Here is a 23,949-nt window from a genome sequence, read left to right as displayed (position 1 = left end):
ACCATGGAACAGCTTGCCCCGATTGCCATCTTCCTCTTCGTTCTGTTTTTCCTCCTCGGTTCGGGTGTCTGGGTTGGGCTTGCGCTTATGGGCGTCGCCTTTGTCGGGATGGAGTTGTTTACATCGCGTCCGCCCGGCGATGCCATGATCACCCGCGTCTGGGGGGCGTCGTCCTCGTGGACGCTGACTGCGCTGCCCCTGTTCATCTGGATGGGCGAGATCCTGTACCGAACGCGATTGTCCGAAGACATGTTTCGCGGTCTGTCGCCGTGGCTTGCGCGGTTGCCCGGCGGACTTGTGCACACCAACATCGTCGGCTGTACGGTCTTTGCGGCCGTGTCCGGGTCGTCCGCAGCAACGCTGACCACAGTCGGCAAGATGTCGATCCCGGAACTACGCAAACGCAACTACCCTGAAAACATGGTGATCGGCACGCTGGCAGGTGCAGCCACGCTGGGTCTGATGATCCCTCCGTCCCTGACGCTGATCGTCTATGGCGTCACGATCAATGAATCGATCACCAAGCTGTTTATGGCAGGCATTCTGCCGGGGTTGGTGCTTGCCTCGATGTTTATGGCCTATGTGGCCGTCATGTCTTTCGTGTCAAAGGACTTCAATCCTATCCCCGAAGAGCCGATGACCTTTGTCGAAAAAGTCAAAAACTCGCGCTTTCTGATCCCGGTCATTTGCCTAATCCTTGTGGTCATCGGTTCGATGTACCTTGGCTTTGCCACCGCGACCGAGGCTGCGGCCTTTGGTGTGATCGGATCGCTGGTGCTGGCGGCAACGCAGGGGTCTTTGACATGGAGCACGTTCACCGAAAGCCTGATGGGCGCCGTGCGAACGTCAGCCATGATCGCGCTGATCCTTGCAGGTGCCGCGTTCCTGTCGCTGTCGATGGGCTTTACCGGCCTGCCGCGCGGATTGGCAGACCTGATCGCCTCGCTTGACCTGAGCCGCTTCGAATTGTTGATGGCGCTGCTGGTCTTCTACATCATCCTCGGCATGTTCCTTGACGGTATTTCGTCTGTGGTTCTGACAATGGCCGTCGTCGAACCTATGATCCGGGAAGCTGGCATCGACATCATCTGGTTCGGCATTTTCATTGTCGTGGTTGTGGAAATGGCACAGATCACCCCACCCATCGGGTTCAACCTGTTCGTGCTTCAGGGCATGACGACCCACGAGATGAACTTTATCGCCAAGGCGGCGATCCCGATGTTCCTGATCATGGTGGTTATGGTCTTTGTCCTGATCGCCTTTCCCGAACTGGCGACATGGCTGCCTGATAACATCCGACAACGATAGTGCGCCTGCTCGCTTTCGCCGCAAGGCACGGACGCTGGAGCCTTGTCGCCGGACTGGCGGCGGGGCTTGCCCTGCCGGGGGTCGCACAGGCGATGAGGCCCTTTTTGCCGGAATTGGTAAGTGCCTTGCTTTTCGTGGCAGCCTTGCGCATCGGGCCACGTGCGACGCTGGGAAGCTTGAAAGCGATTGGCCATACGTTGCGGACGGTGATCGGTTACCAGTTGATTGCGCCGCTTCTGGCCTTGAGTGTCTTGTCCGTGATGGGGATGGCGTCAACCCCTTGGGGCATGGCTCTTGTTCTGGTCTTGGCGGCACCGTCCGTTACAGGAAGCGCAAACTTTACCATCCTCATGGGGCAGGACCCTTCGGTGGCCATGCGGATCATGCTGGTCGGGACAGCGCTGTTTCCGCTCACCGCGTTGGCGGTTCTGACGCTTTCTCCGATTGTGGAGTCTCCTGTGCAGGCTTTGCTGGGCACGGCCAGATTGATCGGTGTGGTGTTTGGTGCGGTTGGAACGGCCTTTGCCGTACGGTGGTTTCTCTGGCGCGATATGGGTGACACAGGCCGGAACGCGCTTGACGGGGGGTCGGCTATTTTGCTGGCTGTGGTAGTTGTTGGCCTGATGAGCGCCGCCGGGCCTGCCTTGCTGTCGTCACCGCTGCAATTCGCGTCTTGGCTGGCATTCGCTTTTGCCGTCAATTTCGGACTTCAGCTTCTTGCGCATCGGTTTGTTCCCGTCGAGGACGAAACGCGCGATCGCACAGGAACAAGCATCATCGCCGGAAACCGCAATATCGCGTTGTTTCTCGTAGCACTGCCGCCCGAGGTGATGGACCGGGTGCTGCTGTTCATCGGCTGTTACCAATTCCCGATGTACCTGACGCCCATTTTGCTTGGCAAAGCACTTCGCCCCCGCGACCCTGCGGGTGCGGAAAACCTAAACCGTTGAAGGAAACCACATGACACGGATGAACGGAGCGCAGGTCATTCTGAGGATGCTGGAGCTGCACGAGGTTGGTTGTGTGTTCGGATTGCCGGGCGAGACGACCATCGGCTGGTACAAGGAGTGGCAGAACTCGTCTTCCATCAAATTCGTCCTTACGCGCGATGAACGCACCGCCTCCTTCGCTGCTGAGGCCTATGCCAAGGTCACAGGTCGCCCAGCCGTACTCGAAGCGCCCAGCCCCGGTGTCACCCATTGCGCTCCCGGTATTGCCGAGGCATATTTGTCGTCGGTTCCGGTGATCTTTTTCAGCTCGGACATTCCGGTGAATCAGGACAAGAAGCACGGCCTGACAGGACTCGACCAAACGGCTCTGTATTCAAGCATCTGCAAGGAATCCTTCTACCTCACACGTGTGGAAGATATCCCCTTCCTGCTGCGTCGCGCGTTCCGGGTGGCAACATCGGGACGCCCTGCCCCGGTACACGTTCGGGTGCCGATCAATGTCTTCCACGAAGAGGTCGAAATCACCGATATCTATGCCGAGCCTGAGTATCGGCACTACCCGGCGCACCGGCCTGTTGCGGATCATGGAAAAATCAGACAGGCAATTGCCTTGCTCCTTGCCGCCGAAAAGCCGTTGATCGTGTGTGGTCAAGGGGCGCTGATTTCCGGGGCTGGTGCTGCGGTGCTCGAACTGGCCGAGCTGTTGCAAATCCCCGTCGCCACCACCACACCCGGCAAAGGCACGATCCCCGAAACCCACCCTCTATCATTGCGCGTGATCGGTGCGCGGGGCGGCATGGGCTATGCCAACGACTATGCCGGGGCTGCCGATACCATCTTTCTGATCGGGTCAAACACGGATTCCAGTTCGACCAACCACTGGAAGCTTTACGGCGCACCGCAAAGCAAGACGTTCATCCAACTCGATATTGCCGAAGCGCATGTGGGCAATAACTTCCCGCTTGCAGTCGGGCTTGTTGGCGATGCGCGGGCAACGCTGGAATACATGCTTGAGCTGCTCCGCCAAGAAAACGCTGTTCTTGATCGCCCAATTGTAGATCTGACGGAACTCAAGCAATCAGCGCTGGATGCGGTGTTCAACGCAAATATTCCCATGCCAAAAGGCACATTGTCGCCGGTCCGATTGGCACAGACACTAGATAAGCTTTTACCTGATGATGGGATCATCACCGCCGAGCCGGGGGTTGCTGCGATCTATCCATCGGCCCTGATGTCGGTGCGCAAAGCCGGGCGACGCTATCTGACGAATTATTCGATGGGTGCGCTTGGCTATTCCGTGCCTGCAGCCATCGGCGCGGCGTATGCCAGCGACGGCCCAGTGATTTGCCTTACGGGTGATGGGTCCTTGGCCTTTGTTCTGGGCGACTTCGAAACCATTCGGCGCAGCGGCAAGAACATCACCGTGATCCTGATGCGCAATGACAGCTATGGATGGATCCGGGGCGAAGCCATCCTGCTGGATGACGTCGATGCGCCGTGGACCACCGATTTCGGCGCTGTCGACTATGTTAAGGTCGCCGAGGGTTTTGGCTTTTCTGCGGCTCGCGTCACATCAGAGGACCAGATTGAACCGGTCCTTGCGGCCGCTCTTGCAAATCCCGGCGCAAATTTTATCGAAATGATGGTGCCAACACAGGATCAGATTGTGCCGTTTGTCCCGAATTGGGTGGATGCTGCACGCAGCAAAGGGCTGTCATATTTCCGCTAAGCACTGCGCCGGATTTTCGAGGACAAGCAACCTGACCGCTGCCAACACAGCCACTCTGACCTTTTGAAGCCTGCGCGCTCTTTAGGCCAGTTACCATTCGACCGCGACTGAACCCGCTGCGGACACCGCAAACCGATTTTCAGCGTTTCCCTGAAACTTACAGTGTCTTCTGCGCAAACACCTGAGCTTTCTTGTGGATCACGCAGCGGTCGCGGCTTAGTCCTGTCGGCTTCAAACAGAACGCTTGGACATTGCCATCTCGGACAGGATGCAGATGGCAGCAAGGCCAAGTGTCACCCAGATGGCGACATCGCCCGCCATTTCGATCGGGCTCGGGGTGATCAGTGTCGCGAGCAGGATGTACACGCCAACCGTCAGCATCCCCATGCCGAGGATCCCTGAAAGCACTGCCGACGTGATGAGCAGAAGGATCAGGTTACCGCCCGCGAGTTCAATCAGTGAAAGCGTCAGCGCGAAACCGAGGAATTTGATTTTCAAGACCCCGATGATCAGACCGGCCGATGATCAGACCGGCCGCTGCTCCGATCGATACGATATCGACCACAATACGACCTGCTGAGCAAAGGCAGTCCCAAAGTGCGCGCAAGGTCAGGCCCTGTCCTTCGTAGCGGAAGACAAGCCCAAGCGGGATAAGTGAGAGGGTGGACCAGAACGCAGCCTCGCCCGGGCGCAGCCGCCAGCAGAACAGCGCAGCGATCAGGACTGCTCTGTTTCAACAAAGCCGGGCCACAGAACAGATCCTGTTACAAAGACTTCATCAAAGCTTTGAAAGACTGCCACAGCCTTCAGCGATTCATTCGGATGAATGACCATGGAGGCTGTCATGAAAATCAAATCACTCGTTTTGGGCCTGAGCCTAGCTGCAACCGCAGCATTCGGCGCGGCTGCGGAGAACTGGAAACTGGCCGTGACCGACGTCGAAGGGATGGAACGTCTTCAATTGGAATGGGGTCCGTTCAAGTCCGCGCTGGAAGAGGCAACCGGGGACACTTTCGAATTCTTCCCGGTGAACTCGCGCACCGCCGTTGCCGAAGCTCTGCGCGGCGAAACCGTGGACTTCGTTGTTTCCGGTCCTGCCGAATACGTCGTCATCAACAAACTTACGAATGCCACACCTCTGATCGGTCTTGGCCGTCCGGATTATCATTGCACCATCGTCGTGCGGGCGGACAGCGGCATCAACCTGCCAACCGACCTCAAGGGCAAGAAGGTGGCGTTTGGTGATATCGGATCGACCTCGAACATGCTGTGCCCGATGCAAGTGCTGGCGGATTACGGCGTCGACCCAGTGAACGACATCGAAAAGACCCACACATCGCGCAACATCGCCTTCGAGGCGCTCAAGAACGGCGACATTGACGCTCTTGGCATGAATGCAGGCACGTTCGTCGGCGTTCGCAACGGCCAGTCCGAACTGCCCTACGGTTTCTTCAAGATGATCGCACGCTCGGGCGACCTGCCCAACGACATGATCATGGTCGGTGCCCATGTGCCGCAAGACGTCGCGATGAAGGTGCGCGATGCCATCCTCGGCAGCAAGGCGCAGGTCATCGCGGGCATCACCGCACATGAAGAGAACGACAAGTATGTTGGCATGGACCTCGTCGCTATCGAAGATGGAGCCTATGACTACGTCCGCTCGATGTATGCCAACGCGGGCTATCCTCAGTTCGACAACTTCATCGGTGACTGATCTCGATCTGATAGACCCGGCCGCACGTCAAGCGCGACCGGTGGCAACCGGGGCGCACAGCGCCCTGGTTTCGCCTGTCGATATCGAGGCGCGGGAAGTCGCAAAGACTTTTGGCGATACCGCGATCTTTGATGGTGTGAGCTTCCGTCTGGCGCGTGGTGAAGCGGTCGCTTTGGTCGGTGCCAACGGAGCCGGAAAATCGACGCTGTTGCGTTGTCTGATGGGATTGATCCCTGTGAGCGCGGGCAGCGTTCACCTGCTGGGGGAGGAAACCTCTGCCGCGCAAGGCACCGCGCTGCGGAGCTTGCGTGCGCAGGTCGGTCTGGTCTCACAGAAACACAACCTTGTCCCACGCCTGTCGGTGTTGTCCAACGTGGTACACGGCTTTCTGGGCAAGTCGCCCGGTCTGCGGCACTGGTCCCATATGCTGGCCCCCGATGCATCGCGCAGCGCCGCAATGCACGCGCTTGAAAAGGTCGGGCTTGCAGATTTCGCAACACGGCGCGCGGACCGCCTCTCGGGCGGGCAGTCGCAACGGGTGGCCATCGCCCGCGCTATCGTCAGTAGACCCAAGGTTCTCTTTGCCGATGAACCCTGCGCCTCGCTTGACCCATCCGCAGGTGAAGACGTGATGGAACTGTTCTTCCGACTTGTGAAGGACGAAGGCGTCACGGTCGTCTTCACCTCGCACAACATCGAACACGCCCTACGCTTCGGCGATCGCATTCTGGGCCTGTCGAATGGAAAACTGCAACTGGATGCCACTGCCGCGTCCCTGTCTCCTTCAGACCTGCGAGGGCTTTATGACTGACCTCTCCCCCGCCCGACTGGAACGGCCCTCTGCGGTGTCATTCCTTGGCTATACGCTGGGACTGGTCATCGTGTTCTGGTGCCTTGCAGGCGCTGGGTTTTCGATCGACAAGGTGATGTCTTCCCCACCCCGCTTTGCCGATTTCGCATCGCGGGCGTTCCCGCCGAACATGGACCCGCAAGTGCTGGCCCGTCTGGGCTGGAAGATGGTCGAAACCTTGCAAATCGCCGTGGCAGGCGCGGTGATCGGCGTGATCCTGTCGGTGCCGATTGCACTTGTTGCGGCGCGCGGGTTGATTGCCGGACCCGCCGTGAACCAAATCGTTCGGACCCTCCTTGGCTTCATCCGCGCGGTGCCCGAAATCGCTTGGGCGCTTGTCTTTGTCGTCGCCGTGGGGCTTGGACCGTTTGCCGGGATGCTGGCCATCGTGGTCGATACCATCGGCTTCTGCGGACGTTTCTTCGCGGATGACATGGAAGGAACGGATAAAGGCCCAGCCGAAAGCCTGACCGCCACGGGCGCGCGCAAGATCGACGTTGTGGCCTGCGCCACCATCCCCGCTGCCATGCCCGCATTCATCTCGACAGGGCTGTTCGCGTTGGAGAAAGCGGTGCGGTCCTCGACCATTCTGGGCCTTGTCGGCGCAGGTGGGATCGGGATCGAACTCAAGGTCGGTTTCGACCTTTTCGATTATCCAACCGCGATGACGGTGATCCTGATGATCGCAGTTGTGGTCATCGCAATCGAACAACTCTCGGGCTGGGCCCGGATACGCATTATCGGAGACCAACAGTGAAGACTGACACAGCGGATCAGCACTGGAACGACCAGTGGGCCGGGATTGAGGCGGGCAGCAAATGGCTGTCTCCAGAAGAGGATGTCAAACGCTGGGCCAGCACCCTTGCCCCCGGCGCGCGCGTCCTAGACCTGGGCGCAGGCGTGGGGCGCCATGCGCTGTGGTTGGCCGCGCAGGGGTTCGACGTAGTCGCATTGGATGCGGCCCCCGAAGGCCTGGCCGAGATCGACAAGGCGGGAGGTATGACAACGGTTGAAGCGCGCATGCACGCCCTGCCCTTCGAGGATCATGACTTCGACAATGTGCTCAGCTGGAACGTGATCTACCACAGCGACGAAGACATCCTGCTGCGCACCATCGAAGAGATCCGCCGCGTTTTGAAACCCGATGGCAGCTTTCTTGGCACCATGCTGTCCAAACGCCGTTTGCCGTTTGAACAAGCGAAATATCCCGGACGGGAAATCAGCCGCAATGCCTGGGTCTTTGATGCGCCGGGCACGGACAAAATTCATCCGCACTATTTTTGTACTGCGGCGGAACTTCTGGCCTTGTTTTCCGGGTTCGAATGCCGCTGGCTCGAGGACCGGGAACATGAGAACCCTGGATCGTGGCATTGGCATTTGGTGATGGAGCGGTTGTGATGCAGACTTTTACCGGCGCGTGCGTTTATTTGCCGGACGGAATGCACGAGACCAACGTCACTGTTGAAACCGGGATGATTGTCGAGATCGGTGGACCTGTGCAAGGCGAGGTGATCGACGGTCGTGGCTTGATTCTTGCCCCAGCGCTGATCGACGTGCATGGCGACGCTTTCGAGCGGCAGCTGATGCCACGCCCCGGCGTGTTTTTTCCGACCGAGGCGGCGGTGCTCGACACCGACCGCCAGCTTGCCGCAAACGGGATTGCCACAGCCTATCACGCGATCACGCTTGGTTGGGAACCGGGGCTGCGTGACGTGGACCGCGGTCGCACCCTGATGCAGGCCATTCGGGATCTTGCTCCACGCTTGTTGGTCGAAAACCGCGTACAGCTTCGTTGGGAAACCTTTGCTTTCGAAGCTTTGGACACGATTGCCTGGGCGCTGGACGGCCCGCTTTTGCCGTCGTTGGCATTCAACGATCACACCTCTATGACGATGCGCGCCTATGATGTCCCCATTCAGGATCGCGCGTTCGAATTCAGTCCTGACTTCACTGTGGCCGAACTGGATGACGACCGTATGCGCAAGCGCACGGCGTCCAAGGCGCATCGCTCGGGGATCAGCGAAGAGGATTACATCACGCTCCTCGGAGAGGTTTGGAACCGGCGCACCGACGTGCCCGGTGTCATAGAAAAGGTTGCAAAGATTGCCCGCGACAAAGGTGCGCCAATGCTCAGCCATGACGACACCCGTGCCGAAACCCGCGCATGGTTTCGTGACCGAGGCGCGCATGTGGCCGAGTTCCCGATGGTGATGGAGGCCGCAGAGGCGGCACGGTCCAACGGCGACACGATAATCTTTGGTGCTCCGAACGCGGCGCGGGGTGGTAGCCATATCGGATCGCTCGCCGCAGGCGACATGGTCGAGGCCGGGCTGTGCGATGCGCTGGCCTCGGACTATTTTTACCCAGCCATGTTGGCCGCAGTGGCACGGCTCGACGCGGATCGGCGCGCGGATCGACTGCAGCTTTGGTCGCTTGTCTCTGCCGGGCCAGCCCACGCTATGAATTTGGCCGATCGTGGCGACATCGCAGTGGGTAAACGTGCCGATCTGGTTCTTGTTGATTGGCCAGACGGACACCCGCCCGCGATCTGTGGAACATGGGTGGCCGGCAGACCCGCCTATCGTGGCCACCCGGCAGGTTGACCAGCACATGACACCAACCGCCCGCGACGAACGATACGGGCACGATTAACGGGTGTCCTGTCATGGCGCTGTGCCTTTGCAATGCGACGACATCACGGACGATACATCTTGCTCCAAGGAGACATATGCATGACCGCTCTCAAGATTGGCGCCTGCCTCAAGGCAGCAGAAATCGCGGATCACCGCGACTGGCTGTTCGACACAGCCCGCGACATCGAAATTCAGGATTTCATGTCCTATGCCGCGCTAACCACCGAGTTCGAAGCCCGCATCTCGGCGGTCAAGTCGGCGCTCGATGGGCATACGGGGCGCATTGGTATCCACGGACCGTTCGAAGGTCTGGATATCGACAACAAGGACGCCGAACTACAGCCGCTGATCACCGCGCGTCTGCTCAAAGCGCTTGAGGCAGCCGACCGTATCGGCGCGCGCCAGATGGTGCTGCATTCGCCCTACTCGCTTTGGTTTCAGAACAATGTGTTCAGCTGGAAAGGTTATGCCGAAACCAAGCTGGACCGCATCCACGATACGTTGGGTCCGGTTGTGAAAGCTGCAAAAGAGTCTGGTCAGACCTTGGTCATCGAGAATATCCAGGATGTGCGCCCCGAAACCCGCCGCGCGATGGTGGACAGCTTTGGATCACACGCCATTGCTCTGTCCATCGACACCGGTCACGCACAGCTTGCACGCCGCATGTCCGGCGCACCGCCGGTTGAGGATTTCGTACGCGATGCGGGTGATCAATTGGCCCATGTCCACCTTCAGGATGTAGATGGCCACGCAGATCGGTACTGGGCACCGGGCGAAGGTGAGATCGAATGGACCGCTGTGTTTCGGGCGCTGGCGGACTGCGAAAGCGCTCCTCATCTTGTTTTAGAGCTCAGAAATAAAAACCATATTCCAGCAGGTTACCATCATCTGCGCGCGCTTGGTCTGGTCACTTGAATTGGTAGGCATGAATGTCAAACTTGCCGAATCGAAACCCGCTGAATAACGTCACGGTGTTGAGACAATCCAGACGCGGTAGCTTTTATGACCTATTACATCGCAGAACTTGACGAAACACAGCAAGTGATCGCGGTTTGGATAAAACAGAAATCGGCCAGGGCCCCACGGGTCTTCGACCCCCGAAAACACATTTTCGATGACACGAACTCTGCCGAGTATTTCGGCGCGCCGAAGGAAAGTATCCAGAACTGGATTGCCCGCGCAGAAACTCATTCGAAAGCTGGCGTTTCAAGGTAAACAGACGCTTACTTGGAACCGAACTTGATACGTTGGTGTGTTGCGTCCAGTAACCAATTTGGTGCGCGCGCGTGGGTGTTGGCCTGTAATGGCCCAACCTTAACCACGTCAGACAATATGGGCGGCCCCGGCAATCAAGAAGGGCACAGGCAGGCACAGCAGCAACCGACGCAGCGCAAGCTGCCGCCCCATGAGCGGCAATTCATACGCCAGAAAACGGGATGCCGAAAAAAGTGACCAAGAGGTGACATAGGTCACAACAAGGCTGGATGTGGCTCCGGCCTTGAGTGCTGCAGCGCCGACCGCAAAGCTGACGAATGCGCCGCCCGGTGTGATCGGCCCCAAGGCAATGGCCAAAAGGACACCTGACACTCCTGCCCCCTCGCCGAACAGGGCGCGCACCTGCTCGGGCGGCAGAAGTTCAGCAAAAAAACCCGCACCCAGAAGAGCGACGACGATCCGGGGTGCGGTGAACTGCGCCATACGCCAGGCATTCGCCATACCTGCCGCTCGCCATTCGGCGTTGGGAAGTTTCCAATAGAGCCACAGCGCGACGGTTCCCAGCAGAACCGTACCGATCAGGATGTTCAAGCGTCCCGTCCTCCAAAGACCGCGCGGGCGGCCAGACCGATCAGGATCGGGAATGGCAAGCACAGCAGCACACGCCACCACACAAGATCGACCGGCAGGAACGAAAACTCCCAAATCAGGGTGCGGTTGAGGCTCAGCAGCGCCCAGCTTGAGACAAAAGCCATGATGGCGCCAACATCCGCACCCACAAGCCCGAAGCTTGCCGCCAGCGGAAAGGTCATTGCAGGGCCACCGGGTATGGCCGCCCCGGCAAACGCCGCCAGAAGCAACCCTCGCATTCCGCTTTCCCGCCCAATCCAGATCGCCACCTTATCGCGTGGCAGAAGAAGCGGCAGTGTGGCCGCGATGAACATGCCCGCCGCGATCTTGGGGGCCAGCACCGCCATGAACATCATTTCGTCTTGCGCGATCTCAAGCGCCCGATCCCATCCCTTGAGCACCACCACCAGAACACCAGCGGCCAAGGCAGACAGCGCCAAAATGTAAAAACCAGTGTCGAAAACGGCGCGCGCCGGTTGTTCGGGCGGGGCCTCAGTCTCGATATTTTTCAATGAAGGCATCAATGTCCAACGCCCGAATGTCCGGCAATGCCGCGCGGTATGTGTCTCGTGACCAATCCCAGACGGCTATGTCCTGAAGTGCCTCGGCCTGGGGTTCGGTGAAGCGGCGTTTGATCACCCGAGCGGGCACGCCTCCGACTACGGTATAGGGTGCGACATCCTTTGTCACCACTGCCCCTGCCCCGATTACAGCGCCTGTGCCGATGGTCACGCCTGCGGTGATCGTCACACCGTGCCCGATCCAGACATCGTGCCCGATGGTGACCCAATCCGCCTTGCGCCATTCGAAGAAGTCGTGGTCGTCCTCGCCCAAGCCATACGCCTCAGCCCGGTAAACGCTGTGGTGCTGCACCGCACGCCATGTCGGGTGGTTTCCAGGATTGATCCGGGTCGAGTTCGCGATGGAGCACATCTTGCCGATGCTGGCCCAAACCACGTGGCAATGTTGCGTGATGTAGGACCAGTCCCCCATCGACGCGGCACGCATAGACGTACCTTTGCCCACCTCCGTCCATGCGCCCAAGTCGCAATCGACGACGCTAGCCTCGGGGTGGATGTTGGGCGCTTCGGTCAGTTGTTTCTTTGATCCGGCTCCGCTCATGTCAAGGTCTCCGTTACAGCGTTCGCATCGTCCAAGCCGGTCACACGAACCTTCGGCAATGCGAACCTATTGAAAAATACGTGTTAATTGGCGCGACCAGTTTTGCAGGCGACAGATGATCCAAAGCACCCCTTGCACGATGCCCAATTGATCGAGGCACCCGTCAGCCATATCGGCCCATGCTTTGGGCTACTGCCCTACCGATGACCAGAACCCGCTTCGATGGTGTCACTTCGCCAAATCCGTCTTGCCGATCAGGCGTTGACGCACAATGCCCGACAACCAGTCGATCACATAGACCATGGCGATGATCAGAAAGATGATCGACCACGCCTCGCCCCATTTGTAAGCCGCAATACGGTCGGACAGCAGAAAGCCGATCCCGCCCGCACCGACGATCCCAAGAATGGTGCCGGAACGGACGTTGGATTCGAAGTTGTAGAGCAGGATCGACATGATCACCGGATTGACCTGCGGGGCAATGCCATAGCGGATCTGCTGGAGACGCGACCCACCCGAGGCCTTGACGCCTTCCACAGGTTTGTTCGACGTGTTCTCGATTGCCTCAGAGAACAGCTTTGCAAAAGTCCCGATCTCGCTCACCGCGATGGCGAGGATACCCGCCAGCGGTCCAAGGCCGAACGCGCGGATAAAGATCAATGCCAGGATGAGTGTCTCAAAGGCGCGGATCACATCATAGCCGCGGCGCGTCGACAGGCGCAGCCAATTCAATCGGTTGATGTTCTTGGCCCCAAGGAAAGATAGTGGGAACGCAAAGACCGCACCGAGGACCGTACCCAGAAACGCGATGGCCAACGTTTCCCCCAAGCCATTCAAGATTTCCGAAAACTCAGCCCAGGAGGTCCAGATGTAGGGTGGGAACATAAAGCTCGCGACAGTACCAAAGCGCCCCAGACCTTCCCAGATGCGGGCAGGCGAGATGTTGAAATCGTAAAGGCACCAGCAGAACAATCCTGTGAAGCAGACCCACAGCGCATAGCGGCGCACGCGCACCTGCAACGGGGCTTGGAAGGCCAGCGGAACACGGTCGCGCGCTTTGGCGATCTGGTCTTGAGTGATGTTCATGGCCGGTTCTCCTCAAGATGAATGATCCGGTGGCGGAGTTTCTCGGAGCCGTAGTCGATGATCATCACGGTTACGAAGATGATCACGAAAAGCGCCGACAGATCGGTGTATTCCTGAAAGCTCATTGCGGTGCGGAATTCCTGTCCCAGCCCACCTGCACCGACGTAGCCAATGATTGACGAGGCGCGCACGTTGATCTCGAAGCGGAGCAGCGTGTAGCTGATGATGTTTGGCAGAACCTGAGGGACAGCACCGTAGCGGATTTGATCGAACCATGTCCCGCCCGCAGCTTTCACACCCTCCAATGGGCGCATGTCAATGTTCTCGTTGACCTCGGAATAAAGCTTGCCCAACGCGCCCGCAGCATGGAGCCCGATGGCCAAAACCCCGGCCATCGGACCGACGGAAAAGCAGAAGACAAAGATCAAAGCCCAAACCAGTTCCGGCACGGTGCGGGCGATCTCAAGATAACGGCGGGTGATCCATAGAACCCATGCGTTGGGCGACAGGTTCCGTGATGCGGGGAATGACAGCAAAAAGCCACCGATCACGCCGAATACGGTGGCCATGAACGCGATGAGGATGGTTTCGAACAACAGCTCCATCCAGATCTTCCAGCGCCAAAACCAATTGGCGAAATCAGCGCCAAGTGTGTCCCAGCGCAAAGTCGGGATTGTTTTTTCAATGTATTCGCCAAGACGTGGGATGCCTGCCGGGATGATCCAACGCCATTCTCGCGACCCGTCCGGCATCGTCACCTGGGTGACCTTGAAAAAGTCCCCGATCCAAGAGGTGAACGCGAAGGCCAGAATGAACAAAACCGTCCCGATGGCCCAGGCCAACCGTGACCGTCTGCGTTGTTCGGCAAAGTCCGCCTCGAACTTTGAAAGCGCAGAAACGCTGTCATCCGGCGAGATATCGTTGAAATCAGCTGTTGCGGTCATGGTAATCCTCGCAGACGCAGCCGGCTGGACGCAGCGCTGCATATGTCATGATCGCACCCGTGGCAGCACGAAAGCGCCACGGGTGCTGGGCGGAGTGTCCCCCGCCCTGTCATGTCAAATACTCAGGAGCCAGAACGGCGCTGTTCCTTGATCCACGCGCGCATGTCGACGATCCAGTTGTAACGCTCAGCATTGACCCGCACAAAGCCTGTGTCGGGGTTCGGATCTTCGACTGTCCAGGACGAGTACAGCTTGTAGCCCTCAGGATCGGCGGTCGGGAACTCTTCGATGGCTGCTGTCACATCTTCGATCAGAGCTTCGGGCAGATTCTTGCGGAAGGTCCAAGGGCCAGACGTGATCTCGGGGCTTTCCCAGATGGTGCAGACTTGACCGGGTTCGATCATGCCCTTTTCTTCCATACGCTGGAAAATGCCATCTACTGCGTTGTTCTGATAGGTTGCCGCCGTGTCGAACGTGCCGTTCACAACGCCCGTCACGCCTGCTTCGTGGCTGCCGGAAAAAGTCACCGTGCCGAAATAATCTTCGGGCTTGAAGCCTTCGCGCGTGACCATGTTGAAGTAGGGCACAGCATAGCCAGAGGTGCTGTCAGGGTCGGCAAATGCGTGGACCTTGCCCTTGGCGTCTTCGAGGTTTTTGATGCCGCTGTCGCAACGGGAAACGACGATCGAATAATACCCCGTGGTGCCGTCCATTTTCTGCGTTGTCAGCGTGGGAACAACGCCACCGTCGGTTGCCGTAAACGCAGCAGCATAGGCCGAAGACCCAAGGCGTGCGATTTCAATCTGGTTCGCCGACAGCGCTTGGATCACGCCGTCATAGTTGCCGGCTGTGAAGATTTCGACTTCAACACCAAGGGTTTCCTCAAGGTATCCGCGCAGCGGCTCATTGCGCATCAGGCGGTCTTTTTCATTCTCGCTCGACAGAATGCCGAACTTGAGAACTTGATAATCATCTTTCCAGCCTTCGGCTGCTGCGGCTGTAGCCGTGATGGCGACCAGTGCTGTGGTTGTGAGCAATTTCATGGGTCATCTTCCCTTGGTTTGAGTATGGCAGTTGGGTCAGGCAGGCACCGCGATCCGTTGGGTCGAGGTCACGGCTTCGTTGAAGTCACGCAGGCCTTCAGTTCCGTAGATGTCGCGAACCACATCATCTGTCAGCTGCGCGGCGGTTCCGTCAAAGAACACACGGCCCGCGCGCATTGCGATGATGCGGTCACAATAGGCCCGTGCGGTATCCAGCGTGTGCAGGTTGACCAGAACGGTCAGCCCATCTTCGGTGTTGATCTGTTTGAGACCATCCATCACTAGCGTTGCATTCGCCGGATCGAGCGAGGCGATGGGTTCATCCGCCAGCATAATTTTAGGCTGCTGCACCAATGCCTTGGCAATGGCGACGCGTTGTTGCTGACCACCAGACAGCGTACCCGCGCGTTGCAGAGCTTGTGGGACAAGGTCCAGACGGTCCAACGCCTGCAACGCCATTGTGCGTTCCGCATCGGTAAACCGCATTGCCATTGAACTGAGGAAACCATGTTCGGCGAGCCGACCGATCAAAACGTTGGTCAATACGTCCAGACGGTCCACAAGATTGAACTGTTGAAAGATCATCGCACAGTCGCGCCGCCATGCGCGCAGGGACTTCCCCTTGAGCGTGGTGATTTCAGACCCATCAAACGAGATTGAGCCTTCGGATGGATCAATCAACCGATTGATCAGCCTCAACATCGTCGACTTGCCAGCGCCAGAGCGACCAATCACTCCGACAAACTGGCCCGGAGCGATATCGAGTGTGACCTGGTCAACGGCGCGAGTATCGCCAAAAACACGGGACACGTTGGAGAGTGACAAGGTGGCAGCCATGACGATTCATCCGAATGAATTTCCTTGGTCTGACCCTATGCTTGGAACGTAACAGTTACTGCACTGCCCAATGACAATTCATTGAACTTTGCACCCCGGATCTAAGCGAATGCCATTGAGCGAGACGGCAACATATCCACAGTTCCGTTACTGTGAACGATCTCTCCTGCGCACAAGGTCAGAACCACGCGTCCCAGAGCGTCGGCCAAGAAAAGATCGGCCCGTTGACCAACTGTCAACGCGCCCCGGTCAGACAGTCCCAAAGCCTGTGCCGGGTTGGCAGATGCCAATCGCACCGCACCGGCAAGCCCATCCGGATCGTTCGGCGCCAAAGCCTTAACAGCGGCAAGAATGGCACCGGGATGATAGTCTGACGCCAGAATGTGCAGCAGCCCCGCCGAATGAAGATCGCGCGCGGAAAGGTTGCCGGAATAGCTTTGCCCGCGCATGGCATTCGGCGCGCCCATCGCGGTCATCAGACCTTTTGCAACCGCAGCCTGGGCAGCTTCGATCGTCACAGGGAACTCCGCGATTTTTGCCCCCATGTCCGCCATCAAATGCGCCTTCGAAACGGTGTCATCGTCATGACTGGCAAGGCACACGCCATGCGCGGCACACATTTGCGACACAGAACGGATATTCGCCATTAGGATTTCTTGCGGTCGAGATCGAACAGCAATGGCATTGGCCACCATCTGGCGCGCTTCGGTTTCTGAAATTCCGTGATGCGCCGCTTTGTTTTTGACGTGCACCTCAAGGTTGCGGTACTGGCCTTGCCCTGGCGTGTGGTCCATGAGCGAGACAAGATCGACTTGACCATCAGCAAGCAATTGGCCCAGAACACCCACCGCGTTGTCAAAGGTGATGTCAAACCGGGCATGAATACGGTGGTCGACGCGGCAAGTGGTGCGCATCGCATGAATCTGTCTGATGACCTGGCTGGTATGCGCATAGGATCGTCGTTCGCCATCACGCGCACCGCGCGAGAATGACACTGCAGCATAGGCCGTCGTAACACCGGCGGCCGCCAGCCGCGCGTCCAGAGACGCCAATGCAACCTCCATCGGGAAATCGACCCGCGCGCGCGGTTCAAGCTCCAGCTCGATCATGTCGCCATGCATGTCGATAAAACCGGGATAGACGGTCAGGTCTGGCCCAGTAATACCGCCCACTACAGGTCGGTCCACGATTTCAGCAATTTTGCCTTCCACAACCCGCAGTGACGCACAGGGCAAAACACGGTCGGGAAGGATCAGCGTAACGTCAGATATCCACATCCATCCGGTCCTCGCTTTGGGTGATCTCGGGTGTCAGATCGACAACACGGTCGATCAGTATTTCAACGTCTCCGGGGTGGTGAAACACCCCAATCAACGCGGTTCCCGCGGCCTTCAATTCGGCCAAGCGAGACACCAGCGCCTTACGCGCATTCGCATCGAGCGATGCCGTCGGTTCATCCAGCAGCAGCAATTTCTGCGGCAGGATCAAAGCCCGCGCAAGGTTGACCTTTTGCTGTTCACCGCCCGAAAAGGTGGTGGGATAGGCCTTCCACAAGTCCTGCTTGACCCCAAAGGTCGACAGCGCCGCGCGTGCGCGGGCCAAGGCCTCGTCGGCAGGTACGCCGTGCAGGCGCAAAGGTTCTGCGACAATGGCCTCGGCACTGACACGCGGACGGGCTTGCAGAAATTGGGTGACAAACCCTATCTCGGTCCGGCGCAAATGAGCGATGTCGATATCTGCCGCACGCGCAAGGTCGATGGGGCCATGTACCGAATGAAACCGAATGACCCCCGCACGCGGCAGATAGGAGCGATACAGCGTCCGCAGAAGGGTCGACTTACCTGCCCCGTTCGCACCTTTCAGCAGAACGAACTCGCCAGCCGCTACCTTGAACGAGATATTGTCGAACGCCTCGATCTGATTGCCAAGGTGATGCAGGGTGAAGCCTTTGCTCAGGCCTTCGATGTCCAGAACCGGGGTCATAGCTTTGCGTGCACCAATTGTTGTGTATAGGCGTGTTGCGGGTCCTGAAATATCTGATCGGCAAGGCCTGCCTCGACCACCGCACCACCCCGCATGACCATGACGCGATCCGCCAGAGTCTTGATCACACCCAGATCGTGACTGACGATCACCATTGTGATCCGCCGCTCTTGTTGCAGCCGCTTCAGTGTGTCCAAAACCAACGCCTGCACACTGACATCAAGGCCAGTGGTCGGTTCGTCCAGCAACAGCAGTGCAGGTTCCAGTGCTATGGCTTTGGCCAACTGAACCCGCTGCTGCATCCCGCCGGACAGTTCGATGGGCGGCGCATCCAGCCGGTCGAGCGGAAACTCCGACGCTTCAAGCGCCGCTGTGGCCTTGGCGCGCAGTACGGCAAAGCTGCGTTCGCCCGCCACCAACAGCCTTTCAGCCACGTTGCCCGAAGACGAATGTTTCATCAGCAAGCCCAGATGCGGGTTCTGGTAGACGATGCCGATCCGGGTCGCACACAGCATCCGCCGGGCAAACCGATCGAGGTCAAAGAGATTGCCCGAAACATCCGGCAGGTCGAGCGTATAACTTCCCGTGTTGGGCGTTTCCTCAAGGTTCATCATGCGCAATAGCGTGGACTTACCAGACCCACTTTCACCAACGATCCCCAACACTTCACCTGGATAGGCCAAGGCCGAGACATCGCGTAGCGCCTTTACCGACCCGTAGGATTTGGAGACATTTCGCACCTGCAAAAGCGGGTGCGTGGTGACGATGCGTGGCGCGTCGAGTGTGAGAGTCATGACGACATCTTTCCGTTCTTGTACCACGTCTCGCCCAGCGCAACGTCTTCGCCATCGCGGCGGCGGATTGACTTCACACCCCATTCGCTGTCCGAAACCTCAAAGGTCGAGGTTCCGTTGTCCTGCGGGATTTCATTCATGAAAAATCCGCGCGTGCCGGACCTATGACAGGTCAATTCTGCGTGCTCCTCGACCCTGTAAGGCACGTCAGAGAAAACAAGTGGTTCGACCCGGGTGAAAGGCGGCACCGCAAAGATGCGCTTTTCGCGACCGGCCGACAGGATGGTAAGGTGTTTTGCCATGTGCAATTTCGGGACGTCCCATCGCGGAATCGGTGACGGCGTCATGACGTGACGCCCGTGAACGAGGCTCGGATAGCTTGCCCCCTGCATAACCCGACCCGATCGCACGATCTGTTCGTAAAGCTGCAACCACATGCGTCCGTAATCCGCATCCGCGTGCATCTGACGGGCAATGGACATGTTTGGCTGCACCGGGCGCAGTGGTTCCGGGTTGGGCACTTGCAACACCAACACTTGGTCTTCGCGCAGAACTTCCTCGGGGATGCGGTGACGCGACTGGATCAGATCAGCGTCAAGCGTGTCCATCGTGGTCGGCGTGCCCGCGACCCGCGCGATAAAGCGCCGGATCGATGCTGCATTGACGCTATCGTCAGCCCCTTGGTCGATCACCTTGACCCGCATGGACGGATTCACCAGCGTCAGCGACACCTGAAGCCCGCCCGTGCCCCAGCCCCGCGCCATCGGTACTTCTCGGCTGGCATAGGGCATCTGGCAACCAGGTACGGCAATCGCCTTGATCATCTTGCGCCGGATCTCGCGCTTGGCAGACCCATCAAGAAAGCCGTACGACATCGGCTCCCAAGGTTTGGTCAGAGTTTTGAGTGTCATTCTGCAAGCTCCGGGCTTTTTTCCTTGGCGGCCTTCTTGGCCTTCGCGTCGCGCATGGCATCAAGACTGGACTGGAAGGTGACGTAATGCGGCAGTTTGAAGTGAATGCAGAAGCCAGAGCTTTCGACACCTTCAGTGTGGTAGAGGAAGAACTCCTCTTCCGTTGCCGACCCTTTGGGCGCACCTTTTGAGTTCAGGTCCAACGTGGCCGCCGCGATCACCTTGACCTCGTTCCAACCCAGCGTCGCCGAGAAACCAAGTTCAAGCTGTTCGCCTTTCTTGGAAACCACTTCGGCCTGACTTACCTTCACGCGCCCAGCGCTGAACTGCGTCCCTCGCGGATGGGTGACGACCACCTCTGCTTCGGCCAGGCGCAACTCGTTGACCGTCGGATGCGCCTGACCATAACCGCGCTGCGCGGCATAGCCCAAGGCCAGCACGCCGCCGGTTTCAGCCCGCGCAAGGCTTTGCAGCGTGTGGGCGCGTTTGGCCGGGAACAAGAGCGGCTCGCGGGTGACATCTGGAATGTCGTTGCCGGTCAAAGTGTCCGACACCGCCCCGCTCAGCAGACCGTTTTCAGCCTGCCATGCCGCGACTGAAGGTTGCTGTGCAGGCGACGGCTTGGCTGCCGCCTCTACCGGTTCTGGGCTGTTCGTCTGACCGTCCAGCACTTCGGTCGCTAGAATACGATGCGCATAGTCCAGCGTCGGGCCCAGCACCTGCCCACCGGGAATATCCTTGAACGCGGCTGAGATACGCCGATGCGTGAACAGCGCGCCCTGCGTGACAGGTTCAGCCACGGCGATGCGCGGCTGTGTTGTCCGCCATGCCCGCAGTAAAAGGACCGCCTCGTACAATTCGCCGCCAGTTTGCGCCAAGGCCAGCGCAGCGAGATCTTCATCGTAAAGCGACGCCTCTCCCATCACCCGGTCGATCAGATATGGCATGGCCGCGCGGATCTCGGCTACACGTTCCGGCGTGATCGTTCCCATCTCGGCCTTGAACAGGCGTTGGGACTGCTCGATGGCGCGTTCACCGCCACGTGTTGCCACATATGCCATCAGAGCACCTCCACAACCGTTGACCGAGGCACACCCAGAATGCGCGCTCCGTCGACCAGCAAAATCTCAAACCCCATCGGATAGCGCATGGCCCGCGCACGGCGGTGCCAGAAATCGGCGGGCAATCCGCCGATCAACAGCTCGACCCTGCCATCGACGCCGGGGCCGGTCATCCGCACCCGCGATCCGCCAGAGAGGTCCGCGCAAGCGATCAAGGTTGCACCATCGTCAGGATGCAGATCAGACCCGCATCGCAGCTGATCCAGCAAAGCCAAAGGTACATCTTCGACAAAGACATGATCCGCTGCATCAAGCGCCACCATCAAAGCACCTGCAGCCCGCGCGACGTTGGCCAATTCGGGGTTTGCGCAATGAACCGCACATTCCCGGTCGATCAACGCTTCGACGATCTGCGCCATACCCTCTTCAGGCAGGTCCCGGGTCATCCCCGGACGGGCAAGAGCCCACATGATGGCATCGAACGTGGCGTTGCTGCGTGTCTCGAAAGCCGACGGGACAGGAAAAACACTCATCAGAACGTCTCCATATCAACACGGGTCGCCTCGACCCGACGAAGGGTTAGAGTGTCGGCATCTGATTGCGCTTTGGCTTCGGCCTCGAGGAACGCGCGGCACGCATCTTGCGCATGCCCCAATGCCACCACCAGATCGACCACCGCCATTGCCATCGCCGCCGCAAGGTCGCGACCGCGCCGCATCGCGTAGCCTTCTTGCCCATCGGCAGAAATCCGCGCCTCGCTCATCAGCACTTCGCCAAGGTGAAAATGTGTCCCCTGCGCCGTGTCACGCATTGGCAGCATCACAAGCCCGGTGCGGTTCTCAACGACCGAGATGTCGGGCAAATCAGTGATCAATGGATCGGCAAAGGCCTTGAGCCGGGCGGTGTCCGCTCGTGCGAGAACGGAAAGTTGCGCTTCATGCGTCCACCCTTGCAGGCTTTGCGGCGGTCGGGTCATGTCTCTGGATCTCCGGTTGTGTCTATGCTGAATCGCACGCGCGCGGCAGACCAGATCACTTCACTGAAGGCCAAGGGTGTGCCATCCATCTCTGCATCCACTGCAGAGATGACGATCACCGGCATATCGGAATGCTGGCGCAATTGACGCGCTTCTTGGTCAGTTGCAGCGCGTGCGAACATCTGCGTGCTGGCGCGGACGTAATCCTGAATTCCGTAAGATGCATAGACCTGCGACACAGACCCAAGGGCTTCGCGCCGCTCTGCGTAAGACGAAAAGCGGCTAGCGTCATGATAGATAGTTCCGAACGAAATCGGCACATCGTCAGCCATCGTTAGACGCCGGGTCGCGACCACGTCTGCGCCGATGTCGATCTTGAGCTGCGAGGCGACATGTGCGGACGCCTCGAGCCTTTCGACACCCAGCATCGCACCGGACACATCAACGCCTTGGGACGCCATATTGCGCCGAAGGCGTGTGCGCTGACCAATCGTGTATTCCAACTTGGGCCGCGATTGCACGAAAGTGCCGCGCCCTTGCTCAATGCTCAGGTGACCGGTTTTGGCCAGTTCAGCGATGGCCCGGCGAATGCTGTGCCGTCCGGCTTGGTGGATCTGCACCAGTTCCGGCTCGGTCGGGAGTTTTGCCCCGGGCTCGAGGATGCCGTCCATGATTTCTTTTTCCAAAGTCGCGCGAATTTCGCGCCAGCGGTCTCGTTTCATACTGATATTCATCCGAATGAATTACGTTTAGGCACGGGTTGTGACAGCTGTGTGTCGCCCCTGACAAAGATTGATGACGTATTTATTGTAAACACATTCAGCGCAGGCGTGCGCGCTCTGCTGCCAGATTGCCGATCTGACAAATAACCTATGCTTGGCCTCAAGATTGGCCAATGACCTTCGGGCGGCGGCTTGAAGGACCACCAAAGTCTTGCCATCGCGGTGATTGTAGTGCGCCAAGTTTTTTGGTGACTTTCCCGCAACCACATCGCAGCTTGGAAGGATTGACGGGTAGCGATCAGTCCGTTTCAGTTAGCCGGCCGCCTGCCCTGAAGACTGGTCCCTGTCATCAGCTCTAAGAATGAGGCGGTCGCGCGGATTGCGTGCAATCGGACTGTTTTTGACAAGGGCGCATGCAAAATTTCCGAAACGAAGGCCCCTTCAGATACGCTTACCAGTGGCGTCAAAATTCATCTCATCTGCATCTGCCCAAGTTAATCCCACCTCGGTGCCTTCCTCAGGCAAGGGCAGGCTGGCATCCTGCCGCACGGTGATTTTCGACCCATCCGCGACCATCAAATGCACAAGTGTTTCCGCGCCAAGGGCTTCGCAATAGGTGACGCGCGCCTTCAACCTGTCAGCATCCGAGATCGTGATGTGCTCCGGGCGCACGCCGATCTTGGTCTCTGCAGAACGGCCTAACAGAGCACCGGTCATAAAATTCGTTGGCGGCGATCCGATAAAACCCGCCACGAATTCAGTTGCCGGATTGGCATACACCTCAAGCGGCTTGCCGATCTGATCCGCTATACCGCCATTCATCACGATCATCCGGTCGGCCATCGTCATCGCCTCGACCTGATCATGGGTCACGTAGAGCGCCGTCACCCCAAGTTCGCGTTGCAGGGCGCGAATTTCCAATCGCATCTGAACCCGCAGTTTCGCGTCGAGGTTGGACAGCGGTTCGTCGAACAGGAAAACCGCAGGTTTGCGTACGATGGCGCGGCCCATTGCAACACGTTGGCGTTGTCCACCAGACAACTCGCGCGGTTTGCGCTGAAGGTAGGGTTCAAGCTGCAAGAGTTTGGCCGCCTGAGCGACGCGTTCTTCGATTTCGGACCGGGGCACTTTGGCGATCTTTAGCCCGTAGGCCATGTTGTCAAACACCGACATATGCGGATAAAGCGCGTAGTTTTGAAACACCATCGCGATATCGCGCGCCATCGGTTCCTCTTCATTGACGCGCCGTCCACCGATTTGCACTTCGCCATCGGTGATGGTCTCAAGCCCGGCCACCATGCGCAGCAACGTGGACTTGCCACAGCCGGACGGCCCAACGATCACGATGAATTCGCCATCTTGCACGTCGATGGACACGCCATGAATGACGTCTGTTTTGCCAAAGGATTTCTTGACGTTGTTAAGGGTCAGCGTTGCCATT

The 23,949-nt window shown here is 58.6% G+C and carries 26 protein-coding genes; 9 read left to right on the top strand and 17 right to left on the bottom strand.

All coding sequences use genetic code 11. The features are described from left to right. Window positions 1-3: 3 nt before the first annotated feature. Genes MCRY_RS06630 through MCRY_RS06620 form a run of 3 tightly spaced genes read left to right on the top strand, consistent with a single transcriptional unit; the run spans window position 4 to window position 3,987 of the window. Window positions 4-1,308 carry a TRAP transporter large permease gene (locus MCRY_RS06630; RefSeq protein WP_085628700.1) on the top strand — a complete coding sequence of 435 codons (1,305 nt, stop codon included), beginning with the start codon at window positions 4-6 and terminating at the stop codon, window positions 1,306-1,308. Next, complete coding sequence (locus tag MCRY_RS06625; RefSeq protein WP_244897885.1) at window positions 1,308-2,258, top strand: hypothetical protein; 951 nt, start codon at window positions 1,308-1,310, stop codon at window positions 2,256-2,258. The genes MCRY_RS06630 and MCRY_RS06625 overlap by 1 nt, the downstream gene beginning before the upstream one ends. A gap of 10 nt (window positions 2,259-2,268) precedes the next feature. Further along, window positions 2,269-3,987 (top strand): thiamine pyrophosphate-binding protein, encoded by a 1,719-nt coding sequence (locus tag MCRY_RS06620; RefSeq protein WP_085628698.1) that lies wholly within the window; start codon window positions 2,269-2,271, stop codon window positions 3,985-3,987. Between the two features lie 231 nt (window positions 3,988-4,218). On the opposite strand, the gene MCRY_RS06615 is transcribed toward MCRY_RS06620, so the two are convergent. Continuing rightward, window positions 4,219-4,485, bottom strand: a complete 267-nt coding sequence (locus MCRY_RS06615) for a hypothetical protein (protein WP_085628697.1) — start codon at window positions 4,483-4,485, stop codon at window positions 4,219-4,221. Window positions 4,486-4,831: 346 nt separating this feature from the next. Between MCRY_RS06615 and MCRY_RS06610 the strand changes: the two genes are divergently transcribed. The 6 genes from MCRY_RS06610 to MCRY_RS06585 all read left to right on the top strand — a co-directional run bounded on the left by MCRY_RS06610 (window position 4,832) and on the right by MCRY_RS06585 (window position 10,099). Next, the gene (locus MCRY_RS06610) at window positions 4,832-5,701 is read left to right on the top strand and encodes a PhnD/SsuA/transferrin family substrate-binding protein (RefSeq protein WP_171046087.1); all 870 of its coding nucleotides are present in this window, start codon (window positions 4,832-4,834) and stop codon (window positions 5,699-5,701) included. After that, a complete protein-coding gene (locus MCRY_RS06605; protein ID WP_138487906.1) occupies window positions 5,694-6,512 on the top strand; it encodes a phosphonate ABC transporter ATP-binding protein in 819 nt (272 codons plus the stop codon). Before MCRY_RS06610 ends, MCRY_RS06605 begins: the two co-directional genes overlap by 8 nt. After that, a complete protein-coding gene (phnE, locus tag MCRY_RS06600; protein ID WP_085628695.1) occupies window positions 6,505-7,308 on the top strand; it encodes a phosphonate ABC transporter, permease protein PhnE in 804 nt (267 codons plus the stop codon). The genes MCRY_RS06605 and phnE (MCRY_RS06600) overlap by 8 nt, the downstream gene beginning before the upstream one ends. After that, window positions 7,305-7,949: a class I SAM-dependent methyltransferase gene (locus MCRY_RS06595; RefSeq protein WP_085628694.1), complete on the top strand. Its 645-nt coding sequence runs from the start codon at window positions 7,305-7,307 to the stop codon at window positions 7,947-7,949. The genes phnE (MCRY_RS06600) and MCRY_RS06595 overlap by 4 nt, the downstream gene beginning before the upstream one ends. Further along, window positions 7,949-9,154: an alpha-D-ribose 1-methylphosphonate 5-triphosphate diphosphatase gene (locus tag MCRY_RS06590; protein ID WP_085628728.1), complete on the top strand. Its 1,206-nt coding sequence runs from the start codon at window positions 7,949-7,951 to the stop codon at window positions 9,152-9,154. Before MCRY_RS06595 ends, MCRY_RS06590 begins: the two co-directional genes overlap by 1 nt. A gap of 129 nt (window positions 9,155-9,283) precedes the next feature. Next, window positions 9,284-10,099: a sugar phosphate isomerase/epimerase family protein gene (locus tag MCRY_RS06585; RefSeq protein WP_085628693.1), complete on the top strand. Its 816-nt coding sequence runs from the start codon at window positions 9,284-9,286 to the stop codon at window positions 10,097-10,099. A 408-nt stretch (window positions 10,100-10,507) separates the two neighbouring features. Here MCRY_RS06585 and MCRY_RS06575 read toward each other — a convergent pair whose 3' ends face one another. From MCRY_RS06575 to ugpC, 16 genes are all read right to left on the bottom strand, one after another. Beyond that, the gene (locus tag MCRY_RS06575) at window positions 10,508-10,990 is read right to left on the bottom strand and encodes a hypothetical protein (RefSeq protein WP_085628691.1); all 483 of its coding nucleotides are present in this window, start codon (window positions 10,988-10,990) and stop codon (window positions 10,508-10,510) included. After that, window positions 10,987-11,550, bottom strand: a complete 564-nt coding sequence (locus MCRY_RS06570) for a hypothetical protein (RefSeq protein WP_085628690.1) — start codon at window positions 11,548-11,550, stop codon at window positions 10,987-10,989. The genes MCRY_RS06575 and MCRY_RS06570 overlap by 4 nt, the downstream gene beginning before the upstream one ends. Further along, complete coding sequence (locus tag MCRY_RS06565; RefSeq protein WP_085628689.1) at window positions 11,522-12,151, bottom strand: DapH/DapD/GlmU-related protein; 630 nt, start codon at window positions 12,149-12,151, stop codon at window positions 11,522-11,524. The genes MCRY_RS06570 and MCRY_RS06565 overlap by 29 nt, the downstream gene beginning before the upstream one ends. A 228-nt stretch (window positions 12,152-12,379) precedes the next feature. Continuing rightward, window positions 12,380-13,237 (bottom strand): phosphonate ABC transporter, permease protein PhnE, encoded by an 858-nt coding sequence (phnE, locus tag MCRY_RS06560; protein WP_085628688.1) that lies wholly within the window; start codon window positions 13,235-13,237, stop codon window positions 12,380-12,382. Beyond that, window positions 13,234-14,181 (bottom strand): phosphonate ABC transporter, permease protein PhnE, encoded by a 948-nt coding sequence (gene phnE, locus MCRY_RS06555; protein WP_085628687.1) that lies wholly within the window; start codon window positions 14,179-14,181, stop codon window positions 13,234-13,236. The genes phnE (MCRY_RS06560) and phnE (MCRY_RS06555) overlap by 4 nt, the downstream gene beginning before the upstream one ends. 122 nt (window positions 14,182-14,303) lie before the next feature. After that, window positions 14,304-15,224, bottom strand: coding sequence for a phosphonate ABC transporter substrate-binding protein (gene phnD / locus MCRY_RS06550; protein ID WP_085628686.1), 921 nt, complete (start codon window positions 15,222-15,224; stop codon window positions 14,304-14,306). Between the two features lie 36 nt (window positions 15,225-15,260). Further along, window positions 15,261-16,061 carry a phosphonate ABC transporter ATP-binding protein gene (gene phnC, locus MCRY_RS06545; protein ID WP_085628685.1) on the bottom strand — a complete coding sequence of 267 codons (801 nt, stop codon included), beginning with the start codon at window positions 16,059-16,061 and terminating at the stop codon, window positions 15,261-15,263. A 101-nt stretch (window positions 16,062-16,162) separates the two neighbouring features. Beyond that, on the bottom strand, window positions 16,163-17,338 hold the full coding sequence (locus tag MCRY_RS06540; RefSeq protein ID WP_085628684.1) for an alpha-D-ribose 1-methylphosphonate 5-triphosphate diphosphatase: 1,176 nt from the start codon (window positions 17,336-17,338) through the stop codon (window positions 16,163-16,165). Then, entirely contained in the window at window positions 17,325-18,044 is a 720-nt protein-coding gene (locus MCRY_RS06535) for a phosphonate C-P lyase system protein PhnL (RefSeq protein WP_085628683.1), read from the bottom strand. The genes MCRY_RS06540 and MCRY_RS06535 overlap by 14 nt, the downstream gene beginning before the upstream one ends. Further along, on the bottom strand, window positions 18,041-18,838 hold the full coding sequence (locus MCRY_RS06530) for an ATP-binding cassette domain-containing protein (RefSeq protein ID WP_085628682.1): 798 nt from the start codon (window positions 18,836-18,838) through the stop codon (window positions 18,041-18,043). The genes MCRY_RS06535 and MCRY_RS06530 overlap by 4 nt, the downstream gene beginning before the upstream one ends. Continuing rightward, entirely contained in the window at window positions 18,835-19,749 is a 915-nt protein-coding gene (locus MCRY_RS06525; protein WP_085628681.1) for an alpha-D-ribose 1-methylphosphonate 5-phosphate C-P-lyase PhnJ, read from the bottom strand. The genes MCRY_RS06530 and MCRY_RS06525 overlap by 4 nt, the downstream gene beginning before the upstream one ends. Next, window positions 19,746-20,810, bottom strand: a complete 1,065-nt coding sequence (locus tag MCRY_RS06520) for a carbon-phosphorus lyase complex subunit PhnI (RefSeq protein WP_085628680.1) — start codon at window positions 20,808-20,810, stop codon at window positions 19,746-19,748. Before MCRY_RS06520 ends, MCRY_RS06525 begins: the two co-directional genes overlap by 4 nt. After that, window positions 20,810-21,343, bottom strand: a complete 534-nt coding sequence (phnH, locus tag MCRY_RS06515) for a phosphonate C-P lyase system protein PhnH (RefSeq protein WP_085628679.1) — start codon at window positions 21,341-21,343, stop codon at window positions 20,810-20,812. Before phnH ends, MCRY_RS06520 begins: the two co-directional genes overlap by 1 nt. Next, on the bottom strand, window positions 21,343-21,786 hold the full coding sequence (locus MCRY_RS06510) for a phosphonate C-P lyase system protein PhnG (RefSeq protein ID WP_085628678.1): 444 nt from the start codon (window positions 21,784-21,786) through the stop codon (window positions 21,343-21,345). Before MCRY_RS06510 ends, phnH begins: the two co-directional genes overlap by 1 nt. After that, window positions 21,783-22,508: a phosphonate metabolism transcriptional regulator PhnF gene (phnF, locus tag MCRY_RS06505; RefSeq protein WP_085628677.1), complete on the bottom strand. Its 726-nt coding sequence runs from the start codon at window positions 22,506-22,508 to the stop codon at window positions 21,783-21,785. Before phnF ends, MCRY_RS06510 begins: the two co-directional genes overlap by 4 nt. Before the next feature lie 441 nt (window positions 22,509-22,949). After that, window positions 22,950-23,948 (bottom strand): sn-glycerol-3-phosphate ABC transporter ATP-binding protein UgpC, encoded by a 999-nt coding sequence (ugpC, locus tag MCRY_RS06500; protein WP_085628676.1) that lies wholly within the window; start codon window positions 23,946-23,948, stop codon window positions 22,950-22,952. Window position 23,949: the final 1 nt, after the last annotated feature.

This window comes from Marivita cryptomonadis, from assembly GCF_002115725.1.
Taxonomy (GTDB): Bacteria; Pseudomonadota; Alphaproteobacteria; order Rhodobacterales; family Rhodobacteraceae; genus Marivita; species Marivita cryptomonadis.
The sequence above is the reverse complement of the archived record's forward strand: the minus strand, read 5'-3'. Positions and strand labels throughout refer to the sequence as shown.